We start from the raw sequence: 19,031 nt of genomic DNA, 5'->3' as shown, positions 1-19,031 counted from the left end.
GTCAGGGTACACGGTTGGGGAGTGTCTACTTGGGGGTCGCCAGCCGATAGCCCATCGGCACCGTCTCGATGCGTGGCCGCTGCGGTCCCGAACCGAGCACCTTGCGCAGAGACCCGATCGCGAAGCGGACACGGTGTGTGCGGGTCGAGGCGTCGAGACCCCACACCCGGCTCAACAGGGTGCTCTGCGAGACCGCCCGGTCGGGCGACTCGGCGAGCACGGCGAACAGTCGCCGGAGCAACGGCGAGCAGGGCACGACCGACTCGCCGATCATCAACCGGTGGTTCTCCTCGTCCAGCGTCACGTCGCCGATGGAGAGCGGCTCGATCCGCCGCTCCCTCGGTTCGGCGAGGCGGAGGATGGCGCCGACCTGGGCGAGCAACCGCGCCGGCGACACCTCGCTGGTGACGACGGCGTTGGCTCCGCAGTCGAGCAGCTCCACCATCTCCTCGTCGCTGGAGTTGTTGGCCGCGGTGTACACGAGGATCGGCGCCGGAACGGCGTCGTGGACCGAAGCGCAGAGCCGCGTCACGTTGAAATCGTCGTTCGAATGGTCGATCACGACCACGTCGGGTGGGTCGGTCGTGAGCTGATCGGCGATCGTACGACTCACCCGGAACAGCCTCACGTCGGCGCCGGCGGCCGCCAGTGCGTCGGCCACGGCGGTGTCGGGCGAGCGACGCGATCTGGCGACGGCCACCACGGCATCGGTGAGCTCAGGGCTCTGCGTGGAATGCCTGAGGGTCACGGGCGAGCTCCTTTGCGGCCTCCGGCGATCCGGCCGTGACGGGTCCGCACCGTGCGGCTCGGACCCGTCCGATCCTCAGAGGGCCTCCACACCCTCCTCGCCGGTGCGGATCCGAACCAGACGGTCGACGGCCGTGACCCAGACCTTGCCGTCACCGATCTCACCGGTGCGGGCGGCCTCGACGATGGCATCGACGACGCGATCGGCGAGCTCGTCGTCGACGGCGACGGACACGCTCGCCTTGGGCAGGAAGTCGACCGAGTACTCAGCACCTCGATACACCTCGGTGTGGCCGCCTTGACGGCCGAACCCGCGCACCTCGGCAACGGTCATTCCCGTAATACCTTCCGCCTTGAGGGCGGCTTTGATGTCGTCGACTTTGAACGGCTTGACGATGGCAGTGATCAGCTTCATGAGATCTCGCTTTCCTGATTGTCCCGACTCAACTGAAGCTCACGTCGGCCGGGTACCCCGGAATTCCGTGCTCGAGCTCGTCGAGGCCTTCGGTCTCCTCCTCGGCCGTGACACGCAGTCCGATGGTCTTCTTGAGGATGAACATCAGGATCGACGCGGTGCCACCGACCCAGAGGATGATCATCGCGGCCATGACCGCTTGCATGGCGAGCTGCTCGAAGCCGCCGCCGTAGAACAGGCCGGCATCCTCCCGCCCGAGGAAGGCATCGTCGTACTGGGCGAACAAGCCGATCGACAACAGACCCCAGAGGCCACAGACGCCGTGGACGCTGACCGCGCCGACGGGATCGTCGACCTTGATCCGATCGAGGAAGAGGACCGCCGCCACGACCAGGACGCCACCGACGGCGCCGATGATGAGCGACATGCCGCCGTTGACCGCGCCGCACGGAGCGGTGATGGCGACGAGGCCGGCGAGCACGCCGTTGCAGATCATCCCGAGGTCAGGCTTGCCCTTCCACACCCAGATCGTGATCGTCGTCGCCACGCCGCCGGCGGCAGCGGCGAGCATCGTGTTGACGGCCACGGTGATCACGTACGAGTCCGCCGCCAGCTCGGAGCCGGGGTTGAAGCCGAACCAGCCGAGCCAGAGGATGAACGTGCCGAGCACCACGAACGGGATGTTGTGGCCGGGGATGGCACGGGGCTTGCCGTTGCTGTCGTACTTGCCGATGCGGGGGCCGAGGAACAGCGTGCCGACGAGCCCGAGCAGACCGCCGGACATGTGCACGATGCCGGATCCGGCGAAGTCGGAGTACACGGCGTCGCCGATGTTCCACCCGGCGATCATCCCGCCGCCCCACGTCCAGTGGACCACGACCGGGTAGATGAAGGCGGTCATCACCGCGCTGATGATGAGGTAGGAGACGAACTTCGTCCGTTCCGCCATCGCGCCGGAGGCGATCGTGACGGCCGTGGCGGCGAACACCGCCTGGAAGAAGAACGTCGTGGCGACACTCAGCCCGCCCTCGGCCGGGATCGTGAGATCGGCGCCCGACAGGAAGAACATGTCGCTGCCGATGAAATCGCCGCCGCCGGGGCCGAAGGCAAAGGCGAAGCCCACGGCGAAGAAGGCGATGATGCCGATGAGTGCGTCCGAGAGGTTCTTGGCGAAGATGTTGACCACGTTCTTCGAACGGGTCAATCCGGCCTCGACCAGTGCGAATCCGGCTTGCATGAAGAACACCAGGCAGCCGGCGATGAACACCCATATGTTGTCGAGCACCGCCTGTACTGCAGCGGAGTCGGGGCCATCAGTCTGCGCCCCCGCCACTGATGGCAAGGCATAGATCAGGGCGGCAGTACCGCCCAGCCCAGAAATAATTCGAAGCGCACGTTGGCGCATGAGGTCCTCCTCGATCTTGGTCACAGAAGCAGAACCGTCCGCGCTGACTCGCCTGCCGCATGCGGACCTTAGAGGAGCAGCATTTCCTGGAGTTATACGCACTGTTTCCATCTTGTTTCATGCGATTCGGACGGAATCAGCTCGAATCGGATGGAAGACGTGCACGTCCACGAGCGTCGCTGCGTGGCGGTCCGCCCGGCCGCGAGCCGCTGACGGCGTCAGGAGACGGCGGGGCCGTCGGTCGCCAGTGCCGGCAGAGCGAAGGTGACCCGGCCGCCGCAAACGTCGGGTTCGGAGGGCTCGATCCAGATCCGCCCGCCGTGCGCCTCGATGAGACCGCGGGCGATCACGAGCCCGAGGCCGGCCCCACCGGTCGCTCTCGTCCGGCTGGCGTCGGCGCGTGCGAACGGCTCGAAGGCGTGGCTGGCGAACTCGGTGGAGAACCCCGCGCCGGTGTCGACCACCGACACCGTGGGCGTGGGGTCGACGGTCACGACCACGTCGACGGCACCGCCCGGCGGCGAGTGGCGGATCGCGTTGTCGACGAGGTTGCGCAGCACGCGTGAGATCGCCTTGGCGTTGCCGTCGACGCGGACCGATCCCGGCGAACGCAGCCCGAGCGTGACGTGCTTGACGTTGGCTGCGGGCGTCAACGCCTCGACCGCTTCGTCGGCCAGCTCACCGAGGTCGACGGGTTCACGTGCGAGGTCGAGTCGCCCCGACTCGATGGTGGCGAGGAGGAACACGTCGTCGATGAGCGCGCCGAGGGCCTCGACGTCGCGGGCCATCGAGCGCAGGTAGCGCTCCGGGTCGGGAGCGACCCCGTCGGCGAGCGCCTCGACGGCGGCGCGCAGCGCGCTGAGTGGCGTGCGCAGATCGTGGCCGACACTCGTGAACGTCCGCCGTCGCTCGTCCTCGATCGCCGCTCGTTCCCGCTCCAGGGAGTCGAGGCGTTCGGTGAGCTCGTCGAGCGCCCGGGCCACGTGGCCCAGTTCGTCGCGGCGGTCGACGCCCGTTCGGGCCGTGCGGTCGCCGGCCTCGAGGCGCCGCACCGCCTCTTCGAGCCGGGCGGCATCGCGACCGAGCGGCGACGAGGCGATGACGGTGAGCACGCCGGCCACCACCGCAGTCACGGCGAGGACGCCGAGGGCCGAGCGGGCCTCGCCGGCGTCGAGCACCATCAGCCGGCCGAGGGCCACGGCGGCGATCGCCCCGACACCCAGGGACGCGATGGCGATGGCCAGGACGAGCGTGCGCAGCTGGCGCGTCCGTCCGGTGACGACCCGCAGCCCGAGCCCCGCCAGACCCGCCGCGGCGAGCACGGCCAGCGCAGCGACCACGGACGCCGCCGGCCGGTCGCGGACCGTGTCGGACCAGGAGGAGGCGAGCATCACGGCTCGAACCGGTAGCCGACGCCCCAGGCGGTGACGATCCAGCGCGGCCGGTCGGGGTCGGGTTCGATCTTCTGGCGCAGGCGGCCGACGTGCACCGTCACGGTCGCCGGGTCCTGGAAGTCGGCCGACGACTCCCAGACGAGCTCGAGCAGCTGGCTGCGGCTGAACACCTGCCGCGGCGATCGGGCGAGGACGTGGAGGAGGTCGAACTCCTTCGGCGTGAGGGTGACCGGCACCCCGCCGACTGTCGCCTCCCGGGCCGCCGGGTCGATCCGCAGCGTTCCGAAGTCGAGGACGCCCGAGCCGGGCTGCACCGGCGAGGTGCTGGCCCGGCGCAGCATGTTGCGCACCCGGGCGGCCAGCTCGCGCGGCGAGAACGGCTTGACGACGTAATCGTCGGCACCCAGCTCGAGCCCCACGACGCGGTCGACCTCGTCGGTGCGGGCCGTGAGCAGCACGACGGGGACGTCGCCGCTCGCCCGGATGCTGCGGAGGATCGCCAGGCCGTCGACGCCCGGCAGCATGATGTCGAGCACCACGAGATCGGGTCGGTTGCCCTCGAGCCAGGCCAGGGCGGCCGCGCCGTCGTCGAGCTCGTGGACGCGGACGCCGTCACGCTGCAGATACCGCGCCACCACCTCGCGCACCATCGGCTCGTCGTCGACGACGAGGACCTGGGGTGTGGTGGTGGCCACGACGGCGAGCGTAGGCCGGGCCACCCGACCGGGGCGCGACGGGATCGAGAGTTTCGCGATTGTTGAGATCGGTGTTCGCGCCCTGTTCGACCGGGTCGCGAGCCTGGCCCCGTGCTCGTCATGCAGCCGCCCACGACGGGGCGCCCCACCGAAGTTCCCTCGCCCACGATCAGCCGCCGCGCGGCGGCGATGTCCGGCTTCGTCGCCGCGGGCGTGGCGCTCGCGGCCGGTGAGCTGGCGGCCGCCGCCGTCGACTCGGCGCAGTCGCCGGTGACAGCGGTCGGATCCGAGTTCATCGACCGCTTCGCCGCTCGCCTCAAGGAACTCGCCGTGCGGCTCTTCGGCACCAACGACAAGAAGGCGCTCGTCACGGGCATCGTGGTCGTCTCGTTGATCCTCGGCATCGTTCTCGGTCTGGCGGCGCGGCGCCGTTGGATCGCCGCGCCGCTCGGGTTCGCCGCGTTCGGTGCCGTCGGCGCCTGGGCGATGAGCACCGATCCTCAGGGCACCACGAGCGACGCCGTGATCTGTGCCGCCGCCGCGGTGTTGTCCGGGGTCGCCGCCTTCGGTCTCCTGTGGCGGCTGGCCCGCCCATCGGCAATCAGCATCCGGCCGCCACAGGATCCCTCTCCCTCAGCCACACCCGTCGGCACGCCGGCGCGCATCCGCCAGACCATCGTCGACCGTCGCGCCTTCCTCGCCGGGACCGCCGGTCTGGCGGTGGTGGCCGGCTCGGCGACGGCTTGGTCGCGCCGGGTTCGCTCGGCTGACACCGTCGCCGCCGTGCGACGCAGCACGGTGCTGCCGCGGCCGCGTCGCTCGACCCTCCCGCCCGCGTCGCAGCCCTTCGACGCGCCGGGACTCACGCCGTACGTGACCGCCACCGATGACTTCTACCGGATCGACACCGCACTGCTCACACCCCAGGTGGACCCGGCCGGCTGGATCCTCTCGCTGAAGGGGATGGTCGACTCGCCGTTCTCGATCACCTACGACGAACTGCTGGCGATGGAGAGCGTCGAGGAGACGGTGACGATCCAGTGCGTGTCCAACGAGGTCGGCGGGCACCTCGTGGGCAACGCCGTCTGGCAGGGCGTGCCGCTGTCCGCGCTGCTCGATCGTGCTGGCGTCCGTGACGGGGCCACCCAGATCGTCGGGCGGTCCGTCGACGGCTTCACCGCCGGCTTCCCCACTGCCGCCGCCCTCGACGGCCGGACCGCTCTCGTCGCCTACGCGATGAACGGCGAGCCGCTCCCGGCCGATCACGGCTTCCCCGCCCGGCTCGTCGTGTCGGGGCTCTACGGCTACGTGTCGGCGACGAAGTGGCTGGAGTCCATCGAGCTCACCACGTGGGAGGACTTCGACGGCTACTGGGTGCCGCGCGGCTGGTCGAAGGAGGGGCCGATCAAGACGATGTCGCGCATCGACGTGCCGTCGAACGACGCCGAGCTCGTCGCCGGGCCGCAGCCGATCGCCGGCGTCGCGTGGGCGCCGAACATCGGGATCGAGCGCATCGAGGTCCAGGTCGACGACGGTGGTTGGATCGAGGCCGAGCTCGGCCGGACCGCCAGCGACGACACCTGGGTGCAGTGGCACCTCGCCTGGGACGCCACGCCGGGTCGTCACCGGATCCAGGTCCGAGCCACTGACGCGACCGGATACACGCAGACCGCGGTGAGGGCGGACCCGGCCCCCGACGGTGCCACCGGCTGGCACTTCCGCGACGTCACCGTGGCCTGACCCCCGACTCCCGTTCCCACCCCAACCCCCATCAGGAGGATCCATGACCCGTCCACCGAGCCCGCGCCATCGGCACCCGCTTCGCCGAGCCGCCGCCATCGTCCTGGCCGCCGCCGTCCCGGTGACGCTCGCCGCGTGCGGCGACGACGATGACGACGACCCGGCCCCGGCCGACTCCACGTCGATGATGACCGAGGCGATGTCCACCGAGTCGATGTCCACCGACGCCATGGCCACCGAGTCGATGTCCACCGAGATGTCGTCGGGCACCGACGCCATGGGGGCGATGGCGACCGACTCGATGACGACCGAGATGGACGAGGCGATGATGCCGGCCGACACCACCGGCTGACCCCGCTTCTGGGCGCGAATCGTGCCAATTCCGCTTCCGGGTGCGTTCTGTGACGCCCACCGTCACGGAACGCGCCCAGAAGCACTGGGGAACGGTGGTCAGCCTTCCGCCGTGTTGGCGAGGTGGTCGAGCAGGACCTCGACGTTGTCGAGATCTCGCTGCGTCACGACGCCGACCACACGATCACCGTCGGTGACCGCGACGGCCCGGACGCCGGCAGCACGAAGTCGTTCGCTCACCGACGCCACCGTTTCGCGGGCCGATGCCGGCAGGACGTCGGACCGGATCACGTCGCCGACCGTGCGGGACGACCACTCGTCGCGCGGCACGCCGACGATGTCGGTGACGGCGAGCAGGCCGGCGTAGGCGCCGCCGTCGACGGCGGGTGCCCAGCGCCGGTTCTGCGACAGCATCACCGTGAGGGCGTCGCCGAGCGCCAGGGAGACGTCGACCGTGTCGGCGTTGGGATTCATGATGTCCGCCACCGCCAATGTCGTCAGCGGCCCGATGTCGGCGGCTCGCTCGTGGCGCTGATACGGACTGAAGCTCTGCCGGCCCATCGTCAGCTGCGACGCCGCGGCGGCGAGCAGCGCGGGCACCAGGAATCCCGGCTGGCCCGTCGCCTCGGCCACGAACGCGACGCCGGCGAGCGGAGTGCGGTAGCCGGCCCCGAGGAAGGCGGCGATCCCCACGGTCGGGAAGAGCAGCGGGTTCGGCGCATCGAGGATGTGCTGGCAGAGCGCGCCGACGATCGCGCCCTGCGTGACGAGCGGGATGAACAGGCCGCCGATCCCGCCGGCGGCGACGCCCAACCAGGTGGCGATCGCCCGCAACGCGAACACGCCGGCGAGGACGGCGACGGTGCGGTCGGGGTGACTGGCCCACTCGATCGTCTCGTAGCTCGGCCCGAGATGGAACGGGCCGTCGAACCACCACTGGCCGACGGGTGCGAGGGCGGCGAGGGCGCCGGCCGCGAGGGCGACACGGAGGGTTCGAGAGAGCTGGAGACGCTTCGCTCGGCCGATGGCCGCGGCGCCGAGGCGGGCGAGCACCCCGCAGACGATGCCGAGGAGCAGGCCGCCGCCGAGGTCGCGGAGATCGAAGGGGGCCGATCCGCCGGTGGCCAACAGCGGCTCGGTGCCGAGCAGCGCGGCGAACGTCACGTACGACGTCCCGGCCGCGACGAGGCTGGGCAGTAGGGCGCGGCGCGCGACGTCGGCGCGATAGGGCACCTCGAGGGCGAACACGACGCCGGTGAGGGGCGCCTTGAAGACGGCAGCGACCCCGGCCGCGGCCCCGGCGACCATCAACACCTTGGCGTCGTCGCGTCCCTCGCGTGAGCCGAAGCGCTCCTCCACGTTCGTACCGATCGTGCTGCCGAGGAGGATCGACGGACCCTCGAAGCCGAACGCGTTGCCCGAGCCGAGCGTCAGCGCCGAGCCGATCAGCTTGCGCCACAGCTGCCGCAGCGACAGCCGCCCGCCGCGCTCGTGGTAGGCGCGCATGTAGGCGTCGGTCGTCGCGGCATCGTCGTCGCGACAGACGCGGTTGAGCACATTGACGCCGATCAGCCCGAGTGGCGGTACCAGCGCGACCACGATCAGCGGTTGGTCGAGCACGAACTCGAGGGTTTCCGAGACGGCGACGTCGAAGCCGGCGACGGCGAGACCCGTGAGCACCCCGATGACCGCAGCGAGTAGCAGCGTGATGTGGAAGCGACGGGCCAGCGCGCCGGCTCGGCGACGGGCCTCGATCGAGTCGACGTAGACGAGCCGCGGCCGTCGCCCGATCACCACGGCACCGGTGACGCGGCCGGCTCTTCGCCGGCCGCGGCTCGGAAGGCGTCGAGGGCCTTGACGATGGCGGCGCGGTGCCGTGCCGGGACCCGCTCCATGATGCGGGCGATCTCTGTGCGGCGCCGGGCGGTGGCGGCGTTCACCAGCCGTCTCCCGGAAGCGGAGAGGCGAACCGTCACTTCGCGGCGATTCGACGGGTCGGTCGTCCGGACGACGAGGCGCTTGCTCACCAGCCGGTCACAGAGCCGTGTCGCCGTGGAGGGCTGGACACGCAACTCATGGGCCAGGTCGCCCGCGGTCCGCGGCGCCTGCTCGAGAACGACGAGCGCCCGGAACTGGGGGAGCGTGACGGAGTCATCGACCGCGGCGATCGAACGAGACGCGACGGCGACGAGCACGCGAGACGCCATCAGCACCGCGTCGGTGACCTGCTCCAGTTCCTCGTCACGTGGCGTCACACCTGTGCACACTACAAGTGTTGTCTTCTACAGGTATTGAATGGGATGCGCGCCTCCTGCCGTCGAGCGAGGAGGCGAACCGGTGTTGCGCTCGGATGGAGTCGCGGTCAGGAGGGGACCCAGCGCCAACGCGTCTGGCTGCCCCGCCCCCCGTCACCGAACTCCTTCCGGAATCCGAACACTTTCGTCGGTGTGACTTCGAAGACGACGTCGTCACTGTCAGCGCCGCCTCCGAGGGGCCAGTCATCGCCGTACTTGCGACGCCACGCCTGCGCAAGCTGCTGCAGCCTGGCGGGGTCGGTGATCCGAACCGCCTCACCTTCGACGACGACGTCGAGACCTTGGTCCAGCTGATTGCTTCCCGTCGTGAGCACGCACTGCGGATTCGTGTCGAGGTTCTTGTACTTCTGCTCGGAGCGCCCTGTGCTGAAGTACAACGCGCCGTTCTGCCACATGGCGATCAGCGGAGTGACGTGAGGACGTCCGTCGCTGCGTACCGTCGAGATCCAGTACGTCCCCGCCGAGCCGAGCGTCTGCTCCGCGTCGCTCCACGAGACGGGCGGCGCTTCGTGCACGCTGTACCTCGGGTCGACCGTTGGTTCGGGCTCGTCAGTCATGCTGCTCCGATCGCTGGTGAGATGACGCCCCCGCGACACCGCAGTCTACGAGCCCTCACAACAGCTCAGGCCGGGGGCCTCAGGCCCACTCCGTGGCAGACGGCTGTGCGTGTGTCGGCCGGTATCGATCTGGCGTTCGCGCTGGTCGGTAGGGTCGCTACTCGACCGAGGTATCTGAGGCCGAGAGGACGGGTAGAGACCGGCGTATGAGCCCTACCCTCGCAGCGATCATCGCCGACGGCATCTACATCGGCGGCGGTGTCCTTCTCCTCATCTTGGTGGTCATCGTCATCCTGATGCTGCTGAGGCGCTGAGTGGTGCGCGTGAGTCCGATCCACACGGTTCGCCGCCCCGACGGGTGGACGAACGAGTGCGACACGTGGCCCCGTGCTCGCGACCCGCATTCCACCCGTGACGAGGCCGTTCGCGCCGGACGGGAGCGGGCGCGACAGGCTGCGGCGGACCACGTTCTGCATGCTGCCGATGGGACCGTTGAGGATCGGGCGCCCTCGGAGCGGGCGCCCCGATCGGCCGAACCGATCGATGTCGCCCTGATCGTTCGACGCACCTCCCCGTGAGGAGCATCGCTCGTCAGCCGCTCCGCGTGGCGACGACGTGGATGCCGTGTGTCAGGGCTCGGGAACCGGGCTGAGCCTTTCTTAGTACTCGTGCATCGCGGGGAAGTAGTTGTGGACTTGGGCATGGGTGCCTCTTCGTCGCGGGATGCGACGAGCTGTCGAGGTAGTGCGCCCTCGTGAAGAGAGCCTCGGTCGCGAGAGCGTCGAGCGTGTGCTCCCAGCCGACGACCTGGTCGCTCCCGGTCCAAGTTCGCTCCCGCTCACGCCGTTGAGTATGTGGGTCGGTAGCGAACGGCCACCGCCCCCGATCGGAACTCGTGGCGATCGACGAGCTCGAGCTGAATCCGCTCATGCAGGCCGGCCAGCAACGTCGGCCCGTATCCGGCGAGTACCGGCTGGACCACGAACTCGTACTCGTCGATCAGGCCCAGATCGGCCAGGGCCGACGGCAGCGTCACGCCGCCCACCCAGAGGGTCCCGCCGGGCATCTGCTTGAGCTGCAGCACGGCCTGCCCCAGGTCGCCACGCACCAGCTCGGCATTCCAATCGGGGTCGCTCAGCGTGCTCGACACGACGTACTTCTTCGCCCCGTCGATGGCCTCGGCAAACGGGATCTCCCACTCGCCCATCCAGCCGGGCCACGTGCCGTCGCCGGGCCGCCGCCACGCCGACTCCATCATCTCGTAGGTCACGCGGCCGAGGAGCAGCGCATCGGCTCGCTCCATCTCGGCGGCCCAGTAGCGCATCGACTCCTCGTCGGGCGGGATCCCCGCTTCGTGATGGCAGCAGCCATCGAGTGTGATGTTGATCGAGTACCGAAGCGGTCTCATGCGTGGTTGATCCCCAGGGTGGCGTGATGGTCCGGACCGGGCAGAGATGGTCGGTGACGATCATTCTCATCGGGTCGGTATCGCCACGCCAGCGCGCGCATCCCGTGGAGGAGCGACGTGGGGTCCTCGCGAGACGGCGCGCGACTCAGCGCAGTTCGTCGTCGCGCTCTCGGTCGAGATCGACGTTGCGGCTGGCGAGGACCATGCCCAGTACCGCCGTCTGCAGGAGCGCAGTGAGCAGGCCGAGGACGAGGCCGATCTCCACGCCGACGTCAGAGCCGATGTCGGGTGCGATCGAGCCCTTGCCGAGCAGGATGCCGAGAGCGAGGAGCAGGCTCGTACCGGCCAGCGCCGCAGGGACGGCGCTCGCAACGCCGCGGCCGGGCCGGCGTTCCGTGGCGCCGAGCACGGCGGCGAGGCCTGCCGCGATCGAGAACCCGATGACGGCCGTCGTGGGCATCTGGAACGCGTAGCCCGAGTACTCGAGCTGGTCCGATCCGTCGCCGACGTTGAGCCAACGGAGGAACCCGAGCAGGAACATCACGAGGCCGAGTACGCCTCCGGCGAGCGACAGCATGCGCTCCCGATCACCTGGGGAATCCTGGACTGGTCGTGCGCGGCGAGTTTCCATGACTGACCTCCTGAGTGGTCGCATTGCCTACCCTCGGACGCGCCTCTCCAATCACTGCTGATCTCAGGGGACGTCGGACCCGGCCAATGTCGCGTCCACCGTTTGTTGTGCGCTCGTCAGGGGTCAGGCCGTGGCGACGATGCGCTCGACGGAATGAGCGCCGGCCGCCATCGCAGGATCGTGGCGATGTTCGAGCGCGCCGACGAGCCGGGTGAGTTGGCAGACGGCGTCGCTCGGATGCTCGATCACCAGCCGGCCTCCCCGATGCCGTAGAGCGGCCGCGACGCGTCGGAGCGCCCGCAGACCTCCCATGTCGACGAAGGTCACCTCACTCAGGTCGAGACACAGCACGGGCCGGCACCGGGCCAGCGTCAAGAGCAGCGATTCGAGCAGGGATTCGGCAGAGGTGTCGAGTTCGCCGGTCAGCAGCAGCGTGCCTGGTGCGTTGTGGGCGAACCGGACGCAGCGCAGTTCCAGGCAGTCGTTCAACCGCGCCGTCCAATCGACGACCGGCCTCCCCCAGTCCTGATGCATCGGTTCCTCCTGTGGGTGATGTTCCCGCCGCGAGCCCGAGCGATCCCCAAGGTACTGCGCTCGCCGGGCCCTGTCATCCGAACCCGAGTTCGCCCCGCCGGCGATCCGGATCGGGGTGTGTCCGACGTGGGTCTGGCCGTCCGCGTGGTCGACGTGGCAGGCGATCTCCCACGTTCGGGGCTGACTCGCGCAGCTTCTATGCGGGTACGGAGGGGTGTCCGCCAGGAGGTTGTGATGGGCGCAGTGATGATGGTGGTGTCGTGGCTGATCGTGGTGGCCTCGCTGGGGTGGTTGTTGTCGGCAACCGTCCGCAGCATCCGTAACGAACGAACCGCCGGTCGCAGCGCGTTCCGGGAGTTCGGGCTGAGCTTCGCGCTCATCACGCTCTTCTTCGCCTCGTGGATCGGCCACCTCATCACCCAGTGGCAGGAGTACACCGACGAGCAGTCGGCGCAAGGGGCCTCCACCAAGCTGGGTGACTTCGTGGCGCAGTTCGGGCAGGCGACGCTGGAGAACTGGCAGTCAGAGTTCCTGCAGCTGTTCGCGTTCATCAGCCTGTCGGCGTTGTACATCCACAAGGGCAGCGCGGAGTCCAAGGACGGGACCGAGAAGCTCGAGGCCTCGCTGCGGCGCATCGAGGAGCACCTCGGCATCCTGCCCGACGACGCCCCGGACGAGCCGGGAGAGGAGTGGAAGTTGCCGGAGACTTCTCTGCAGTCCGAGGATCGGGTGCACGAGGCGCAGTCCTCGACGACGACCGGGTGAGTGGAGGTCCGGGCAAGTCCGGCGACCTACGGGTGGAACGCCGTCATCCGGATCGACACGAGGATGCCGGGAATCGTGGCACCCAGCTTTGCCGCATAGCGCGCCGGCGGGTTCTCCGGGAACCACGCCGCCCACTCCTCGTTCATTCCCGCGAAGTCGTCCGGGTCATGGAGCAGGACCCCGACCTCGACGACGTCCGCGAGGGACGCACCGGCGGCCTTCAGGACGGCCTCGCAGTTGGCGAGCGCGCGGCGGGTCTGCAGCTGAATGGTCGGGCCTTCCACCTGTCCGGTGGCGACATCGACTCCGACGAGGCCCGAGATGTAGATGTGGCCACCAGCCTTCACTCCCTGGCTGTACAGGGCAGACCGAGGAGCGTCTGGCGTGTTGATGATGTCGCGCATGTGCGCAGCATCACCTGTCGAGATGAGCCTGTCGATCGACTTCCGTCTGAACATCGCACCGGTGGGTACGGAGGCTGACGTGGACAGATGTCTGATCGGGCCGAGCCCGAATGTGGCCCCCGCCTGAGCCATCGTCTGCACCGCTGCCGGACGACTTCATTCCCCCCGACGAGGACTGGGACGCCACCGTTCCCCTCGAGTACGAAGAACTCCCCGAGAGGGGGTGGCTGCAGCCCGCGAGGATCGTGAGCGTCGCGACGGGTCTACTCGTCGCGCTCGTCTGTGTCGCCGTCATCTTCAGCGTGTTCGCCGGACGCAGTGCGGGCCGCAGCCGGACGCCGGACGCTGACGGGGTGTCGGCGTCCACCACCGCACCGAGGATGACGACGCCGCCAACGGCACGGGCGACCACATCGACCATCACTCCGGTGTCTGTCGTCTGGTCCGGCGCGCCGCCGACCGTGCTGGCGCCCGAGTGGAGGCCGGACGCGCCGGGTGTCTGGACGGCGCCCCGGACGACCTCGACGCCATCGTCCAGTTCCACGTCGACGACGTCGACGTCGTCGACACCGGAGGCCGCAGCGACGGCCACGTCGACCACGTCCCCGCCGTCGACGCCGACGGCCGAGCCGCTCGTGTCCCTGACTTCGACGGCGAGGCCGGTGGCCCCATCGCCGACGCCGCCGACGGCGCCGATCGCCGCCACGTCGAGCGCCGCTGCGTCCACGACCTCCCCGGCGGTCCCCACCACGTCGAGCCCGACATCGACGACCGTGGCGGTCCCGACACCCTCGACGACGGCGGCCCCGACGTCGTCGCCGCCGACGTCGGCCAGTTCGACCACCGCCACCACTGCGCCGCCGGGAACGACCGCCGCAGGCCAGACCACGAGCCTCCCGCCGCCGTCAGGCACGCAGCCGTGAGCCGTGTCTCGTCGGAGATGCACCGTTCGAGCCGGCGGGTCGCGAGGTGCGAGTGTAGCTCCAGAATCTTCCTCGATTCGGTGTTTGTGGGTGCGGTCGCGGCGGGTACGGCGTGGCACCGGTGGACTCAACGATCAATCAGGAGATGCACATGAAGCCGATCATGAAGGCCGTCATCGGCGGTCTCGCCGCCGTGGCGGGAGTGGTAGCGACGACCGGAGCCGGCGTCCACGCCAGCACTCCACCGGGAGTGGTCCAGGAGGGTCTCGTCAACCTGAACCTCACCGGTGTCACCGCGCAGCTGCCCATCGACCTCGCGGCCAATCTGTGCGACGTCACGGTGGGAGCGCTGGTGAGTGAGCTCGACGACGGCTCGGCGCCGTGCACCGCGAGCTCCAACGCCGACGCCGTGGTCGCCACCGAGGATGGTGGGCCCGTGTCGCAGGCCGGCCTCGTCAACGTCAACGTCACCGACGTCGCGGTCCGGGCGCCGATCTCCGTGGTGGCGAACGTGTGCGACGTCACCGTCGCCGTCCTCGTGTCGCGTCTCGCCGACGGCGCGTCGCCCTGCGATGCCACCGGCACAGCGGAGGCGATCACAGCGACCGAATCCGGTGCGCCCGGGGAGACACCAGTCGAGCAGGAGGGCCTCGTCAATCTCAATCTGACCGGCGTGACGGTGCAGTTGCCGATCGCCCTCGCCGCCGACCTGTGCGATGTCACGGTGGACGTGTTGGTGAACGAGCTCGACGACGGGTCCGCGCCGTGCGACGCCAGCTCGAACTCCGAGGCGGTCGTGGCCACGCAGGACGGCGGCCCGGTCGCTCAAGAAGGCCTCGTGAACGTCAATGTCACCGACGTGGTCGTCCAGGCGCCGATCGCCATCGCCGCCAACGTGTGCGACGTGACCGTCGCCGTCCTCGTGTCCCGGCTGGCCGACGGCGCGTCGCCCTGCGATGCCGCGGCGGCGGCCGACGCGATCACCCCCGAAGGCGCATTGCCCGAGCTGCCGACCGACTCCGTCGTCGATCAACTGCCCGTCGACTCGATCACCGAGCAGGTTCCGGTCGACTCCGTCGTCGACCAGCTGCCCGACGCGACCGTCCCCGATCTTCCGGTGACGCTGCCCGCCGGCTGAGCGAGATCTCGGCCCGGCTGCCCAGCAACGGCGCTGGGCAGCCGGACCGACTGGCCGTCGTCCACCGATCTCTCTTGACCTTCAAGTCGACATGAACGTTTATCGTCGATGCTGTGAGGTCGACGATGTACAAGATCAAGGACGTGGCCGACCGCAGCGGATTCAGCACGGCGACGTTGCGCTACTACGAGGACATCGGCCTGCTTCCCGCTGCCGAGCGTTCGGCGGCCGGCTACCGGCTGTACGACGACTCGACGTTGGAACGGTTGGCGTTCATCGGTCGCGCCAAGCAGCTCGGCTGTGCGCTGGGTGAGATCAACGATCTCGCTGCGGCATGGGACAGTGGACGGTGCGGTCCGGTCCAGGACCGGCTCCGCGCGAAGGTCGCCGAGAAGCTCACGGACGCGCAGCGCCGGATCGTCGAATTGACGGTGCTCGCAGAGGACCTGCGCCGGGCGGCGACTGCGTTGGAGCGGCCCCGACCCGACGGGCCGTGCGACGACACCTGCGGCTGTGTGTCCGACACCAGTACCGCCGGGATGGCCGTTCTCGAGCGGGCGGTCGCCCGCGGTGCGAGGCGGGCGAGCGAGCCAGGCGATCACCCGATCGCCTGCACGCTCGCCGGCAGCTCGCTGCGTGGCCGCGTCGACGACTGGCAGGCCCTGCTCACGCACGTGGTCGCGCGGCAGCCCCTCGACCGCGGGGTCCGAGCCGTGTTCGGCTCGACCGTGCCGCTCGACGAGGTGATGCGACTCACCGCAGCGGAGCAGGCCTGTTGCCAGTTCCTGTCGTTCGCGATCACCGTCGACGCCCGAGGGGTCGCCCTCGAGGTCATCGCACCGCCGGCCGCGATCGACGTCGTGCACGCTCTGTTCGGCGAAGCGGCCGCTGACTGAGGGGGTCGACGAGGCCCGAGGTGCCCCGTCGACCCCAGCGGCCCTTACCGTCGTCCTGCGTCGCGTATGGCGTCGCGGACCCGGTCGACCATGGAGACGAACGGCCCGACGATCAGGTTGCCGATGGCGCTCTCGGGCGCCATGCGGTGAGCATGCGTGGGAGCCATCGCCTCGGCGGCCGCGAACCACTTGCCGATGATCTCGAGTCGCTCCGCATCCATCGTCGCGAGCAGCGGCAGGATCTCGGCTTCCTCGCTGCTTGCGTGGGCCTGCACGTCGCCGCGGAACAGCGCCAACGCCGCCGCGAACTCCGCACTGGCGGTGTCCATGTCCTCGAGGTCGGCCAACGCCTTCTTGGCGGCGTCCTCTTCATGTTTGCGAGCGTCGACGATCGCCTTGGCGTCGTCACCGAGCTGGTTCACGATCGGGTAGACGATCTCTTCCTCGGCGGTCTCATGCACGGCGAGGAGTCGCACCAGCGGCTCGAACGCCTCGCCTCGCTCGTCCGGTGCCGCCGCCTCGAGGTCGGCGAAGAGCTGGCGGATGGTCGCGTGCTGCTCGGTGATCATCTCGACGATCGAGCGGCTCTCGGTCGTCATGAGGAACCACTCCCGGCGTCGGTGGCGACGAGGTCGGCGACGGGATGGTCGCCCTCGGTCTCGTCGCGGTACTCGCGACCGGAGTGCTCCCGGTTCATGTCGATGACCATCTCGCTCGGGACACCGCCGGCGTTGACGCGTTCGCGGTACTCGATCGACCGGTGATCTGCCGTCAGTTCCGAGACGTCGACGTAGTCGAGGCCGTCGGTCCGGAGATCGATCTGCTCGGCCAGGACGGCTCGCACGTAGTCCTTGTTCGGTTCGAACGTGAGTGGCGTGTCGGGCAGCTCCGGCGGGAGCAGTTCGGCGGGATCGATGCCCTCGAACTTGCGGAGGAGCTCGCCCGCCGCAGCGAGCTGGCCGAGCTCCATGTCGAGGTGGAGCTCCCAGAGTGCGGCGATGCGGCGGTCGCTCTCGTTCTGCAGCATCGACCAGTAGAGGTACACCTCGTTGTACTCGTGGAACACGAGCTGCTTGAGCCACGAGTCGAGTGGATCGAGGAGCGATTCGTAGTGCGTGACGTGCTGTTCCTCGATGAGGGCGATCTCCGAGTACAGGCCGCGAGCGATCGGCTCGATCCAGTCGGTGCCGTGGTTCATGTAGAAGTTCATCGTCTGTTGCTCGGCGCCGACGATCGTCATGACGTGCAGGCGGGACAAGGGGTCGACGGTGTGGGTCTCGAAGTGGCCGCGGACGTCGTCATGGGGATGACGATGTTCGACAGCGGTCGGGCGGCCTGGCGTGATCTCGGTGAGGTGGTCGGTGAGCGCAGTGGCGTCCTTGCCATCGATGAGCTCGTAGAGGTTGGCGTAGCGGTAGAGATGGTCGAAGTCCTCGAGCAGGGCGAAGTCGAGCGCTTGCTTGAGCATGGGGTCGGGCTCGTGCCGGGCCAGCCACGCGGTCAGGTCGACGGCGACCTGCTCGTAGCCGATGGTGGTCTCCAGCGGCGTCTGATCGCCGGGGTTGAGGCCGTTGACGGCCTTCTGCTGTTGCGCCTCGACACGGCGTGACAGCGCGAGAGCCTGGCGGATCTCGAGGTTGTCGGTGTTCCGCGCGAACTGGTGCGAGAAGAGGATCGACTCGACTTCGCTCCCGTTCATCAGGATGACGCGGGTGCGGGTGTAGGGGTCGACGTCGAGCTTGTCGAACGGTTCGACGTTCAATTCGGACCAGCTGCGCAGCTGCTCCTCGACCGGGATGCCCGGCTGTTCCAGCGGATTCACGACTGGTCTCCTTCCTTGGCCGCGGCGACCGCTGCGGCCAGTTCGTCCTTGGTCATCGCGCCCCGGCCAGGGACGTCGAGGTCCTTGGCCTCGTGGTAGAGCTCCTCTTTGGTGACCGTGGCGCTGTCGGGGGTGACCGCAGCGTCGTCGGCCGCCTCGTCCCGGTGGGCCGGCGTTGCCGCCGGCGGCTCGCTTCCGGTCGCGGCCACGTACAGCATCCGTCGTCGGGTCTCGCGGGCCCACCCCAACGGATCGTCCTCCTGATTCAGGACCTGGTCGACGGCCGCCTGCAGCGAGTCACGCCAGCTGCCGGCAGTCATGGCGTCGGCCAGTTCGCCGAGCAGCTCCCAGTTGTCGTGGTTCTTCGTCTCGGCCAGCAGCACGGCTTCGAGCATCGCCAGCTCGGCGGTCACGGTGTCGAGTGAGCCGTCGAGCACCCAGGTGGTCTCGACGAGCCTGGCAGCCGCTCCTTCCGTCGCCCGAGCGGCCGGGCTGACGTACATCGGGTTGCCGCCGGTGTCGGAGATGAGCGCTTCGAGGAGAGCGACGTGCGTCTCCGTCTCGGTGCGGAGTGCCTCGTACCGTTCGCGCAGGTCGGGCATCGTCGAACGCCCGGCGATGGACCGATACAGATGAACGCCGCAGCGTTCGTGGGCGAGGCACGCGCTGAGCAGGTCGGCGACGAACGGCGCATTCAGCCCGCCGTCGAGACCCGTCCCGGTTCCGGCGTCCTCGACCTGTAGGTCGGGCTCGATGTACAGAATCCCAACGGGCTTGGCGGTTCCACCCAGGACCTTGGTCACCACAGTCGTCATTCGTCTCTCCTCTTTGCGAGCTCACCGACGTCGACGTCCGGTCACCGGTGGCCGTCGGTCCCGCCCAACTACCCCA

Annotated in this window: 22 protein-coding genes; 6 read left to right on the top strand and 16 right to left on the bottom strand. The window is 69.2% G+C overall.

The annotated features are described in order from the left end of the window. Positions 1-25 precede the first annotated feature (25 nt). The 5 genes from DN771_RS07835 to DN771_RS07815 form a co-directional block, all read right to left on the bottom strand. Complete coding sequence (locus DN771_RS07835; protein ID WP_162941684.1) at positions 26-748, bottom strand: response regulator transcription factor; 723 nt, start codon at positions 746-748, stop codon at positions 26-28. Positions 749-823: 75 nt separating this feature from the next. Further along, the gene (locus DN771_RS07830; protein WP_116996783.1) at positions 824-1,162 is read right to left on the bottom strand and encodes a P-II family nitrogen regulator; all 339 of its coding nucleotides are present in this window, start codon (positions 1,160-1,162) and stop codon (positions 824-826) included. 28 nt (positions 1,163-1,190) lie between these two features. Then, complete coding sequence (locus DN771_RS07825) at positions 1,191-2,567, bottom strand: ammonium transporter (protein ID WP_116996833.1); 1,377 nt, start codon at positions 2,565-2,567, stop codon at positions 1,191-1,193. Positions 2,568-2,785: 218 nt separating this feature from the next. Further along, complete coding sequence (locus DN771_RS07820; RefSeq protein ID WP_162941683.1) at positions 2,786-3,958, bottom strand: sensor histidine kinase; 1,173 nt, start codon at positions 3,956-3,958, stop codon at positions 2,786-2,788. Continuing rightward, positions 3,958-4,656 (bottom strand): response regulator transcription factor, encoded by a 699-nt coding sequence (locus DN771_RS07815; RefSeq protein ID WP_227462287.1) that lies wholly within the window; start codon positions 4,654-4,656, stop codon positions 3,958-3,960. The genes DN771_RS07820 and DN771_RS07815 overlap by 1 nt, the downstream gene beginning before the upstream one ends. Positions 4,657-4,776: 120 nt before the next feature. Here DN771_RS07815 and DN771_RS07810 point away from each other — a divergent pair, with 120 nt between their 5' ends. Together DN771_RS07810 and DN771_RS07805 are read left to right on the top strand one after the other, a co-directional pair. Continuing rightward, complete coding sequence (locus DN771_RS07810; RefSeq protein WP_116996831.1) at positions 4,777-6,396, top strand: molybdopterin-dependent oxidoreductase; 1,620 nt, start codon at positions 4,777-4,779, stop codon at positions 6,394-6,396. A gap of 43 nt (positions 6,397-6,439) precedes the next feature. Next, positions 6,440-6,748, top strand: coding sequence for a hypothetical protein (locus DN771_RS07805; protein ID WP_116996781.1), 309 nt, complete (start codon positions 6,440-6,442; stop codon positions 6,746-6,748). Positions 6,749-6,846: 98 nt separating this feature from the next. On the opposite strand, the gene DN771_RS07800 is transcribed toward DN771_RS07805, so the two are convergent. From DN771_RS07800 to DN771_RS07790, 3 genes are all read right to left on the bottom strand, one after another. Continuing rightward, entirely contained in the window at positions 6,847-8,541 is a 1,695-nt protein-coding gene (locus DN771_RS07800) for a chloride channel protein (RefSeq protein ID WP_162941682.1), read from the bottom strand. After that, positions 8,538-9,002: a MarR family winged helix-turn-helix transcriptional regulator gene (locus DN771_RS07795; protein ID WP_205528477.1), complete on the bottom strand. Its 465-nt coding sequence runs from the start codon at positions 9,000-9,002 to the stop codon at positions 8,538-8,540. The genes DN771_RS07800 and DN771_RS07795 overlap by 4 nt, the downstream gene beginning before the upstream one ends. Before the next feature lie 107 nt (positions 9,003-9,109). Next, positions 9,110-9,619, bottom strand: coding sequence for a pyridoxamine 5'-phosphate oxidase family protein (locus DN771_RS07790; RefSeq protein WP_116996779.1), 510 nt, complete (start codon positions 9,617-9,619; stop codon positions 9,110-9,112). A 314-nt stretch (positions 9,620-9,933) separates the two neighbouring features. Between DN771_RS07790 and DN771_RS30850 the strand changes: the two genes are divergently transcribed. Beyond that, entirely contained in the window at positions 9,934-10,197 is a 264-nt protein-coding gene (locus tag DN771_RS30850) for a DUF2188 domain-containing protein (RefSeq protein ID WP_116996778.1), read from the top strand. Between the two features lie 260 nt (positions 10,198-10,457). Here DN771_RS30850 and DN771_RS07780 read toward each other — a convergent pair whose 3' ends face one another. From DN771_RS07780 to DN771_RS07770, 3 genes are all read right to left on the bottom strand, one after another. Next, a complete protein-coding gene (locus tag DN771_RS07780) occupies positions 10,458-11,027 on the bottom strand; it encodes a dihydrofolate reductase family protein (protein ID WP_116996777.1) in 570 nt (189 codons plus the stop codon). A gap of 145 nt (positions 11,028-11,172) precedes the next feature. Then, on the bottom strand, positions 11,173-11,604 hold the full coding sequence (locus DN771_RS07775) for a DUF5336 domain-containing protein (protein WP_116996776.1): 432 nt from the start codon (positions 11,602-11,604) through the stop codon (positions 11,173-11,175). 177 nt (positions 11,605-11,781) lie between these two features. Next, positions 11,782-12,192, bottom strand: a complete 411-nt coding sequence (locus tag DN771_RS07770) for an STAS domain-containing protein (protein ID WP_116996775.1) — start codon at positions 12,190-12,192, stop codon at positions 11,782-11,784. 234 nt (positions 12,193-12,426) lie between these two features. Between DN771_RS07770 and DN771_RS07765 the strand changes: the two genes are divergently transcribed. Further along, on the top strand, positions 12,427-12,957 hold the full coding sequence (locus DN771_RS07765) for a DUF6766 family protein (RefSeq protein ID WP_162941680.1): 531 nt from the start codon (positions 12,427-12,429) through the stop codon (positions 12,955-12,957). A 26-nt stretch (positions 12,958-12,983) separates the two neighbouring features. Here DN771_RS07765 and DN771_RS07760 read toward each other — a convergent pair whose 3' ends face one another. Both DN771_RS07760 and DN771_RS07755 read right to left on the bottom strand, forming a co-directional pair. Then, on the bottom strand, positions 12,984-13,361 hold the full coding sequence (locus DN771_RS07760) for a RidA family protein (RefSeq protein ID WP_116996773.1): 378 nt from the start codon (positions 13,359-13,361) through the stop codon (positions 12,984-12,986). 10 nt (positions 13,362-13,371) lie between these two features. Further along, the gene (locus DN771_RS07755) at positions 13,372-14,250 is read right to left on the bottom strand and encodes a hypothetical protein (RefSeq protein ID WP_162941679.1); all 879 of its coding nucleotides are present in this window, start codon (positions 14,248-14,250) and stop codon (positions 13,372-13,374) included. 185 nt (positions 14,251-14,435) lie between these two features. Between DN771_RS07755 and DN771_RS07750 the strand changes: the two genes are divergently transcribed. Both DN771_RS07750 and DN771_RS07745 read left to right on the top strand, forming a co-directional pair. Further along, entirely contained in the window at positions 14,436-15,422 is a 987-nt protein-coding gene (locus DN771_RS07750; RefSeq protein ID WP_116996771.1) for a hypothetical protein, read from the top strand. 113 nt (positions 15,423-15,535) lie between these two features. Continuing rightward, positions 15,536-16,318, top strand: a complete 783-nt coding sequence (locus DN771_RS07745) for a MerR family transcriptional regulator (protein ID WP_162941678.1) — start codon at positions 15,536-15,538, stop codon at positions 16,316-16,318. A gap of 44 nt (positions 16,319-16,362) precedes the next feature. Here DN771_RS07745 and DN771_RS07740 read toward each other — a convergent pair whose 3' ends face one another. From DN771_RS07740 to DN771_RS07730, 3 genes are read right to left on the bottom strand one after another with little or no spacing between them, the layout of a single operon-like run. Beyond that, on the bottom strand, positions 16,363-16,917 hold the full coding sequence (locus DN771_RS07740; protein WP_116996769.1) for a hemerythrin domain-containing protein: 555 nt from the start codon (positions 16,915-16,917) through the stop codon (positions 16,363-16,365). Then, positions 16,914-18,140, bottom strand: coding sequence for a hypothetical protein (locus DN771_RS07735; protein ID WP_116996768.1), 1,227 nt, complete (start codon positions 18,138-18,140; stop codon positions 16,914-16,916). The genes DN771_RS07740 and DN771_RS07735 overlap by 4 nt, the downstream gene beginning before the upstream one ends. Next, on the bottom strand, positions 18,137-18,955 hold the full coding sequence (locus DN771_RS07730) for a hypothetical protein (protein WP_116996767.1): 819 nt from the start codon (positions 18,953-18,955) through the stop codon (positions 18,137-18,139). Before DN771_RS07730 ends, DN771_RS07735 begins: the two co-directional genes overlap by 4 nt. Positions 18,956-19,031 lie beyond the last annotated feature (76 nt).

It is taken from the genome of Desertimonas flava (genome assembly GCF_003426815.1).
Classification (GTDB): Bacteria; Actinomycetota; Acidimicrobiia; order Acidimicrobiales; family Ilumatobacteraceae; genus Desertimonas; species Desertimonas flava.
Note: the sequence above shows the minus strand (reverse complement) of the source record. Positions and strands in the feature narration are given on the sequence as shown.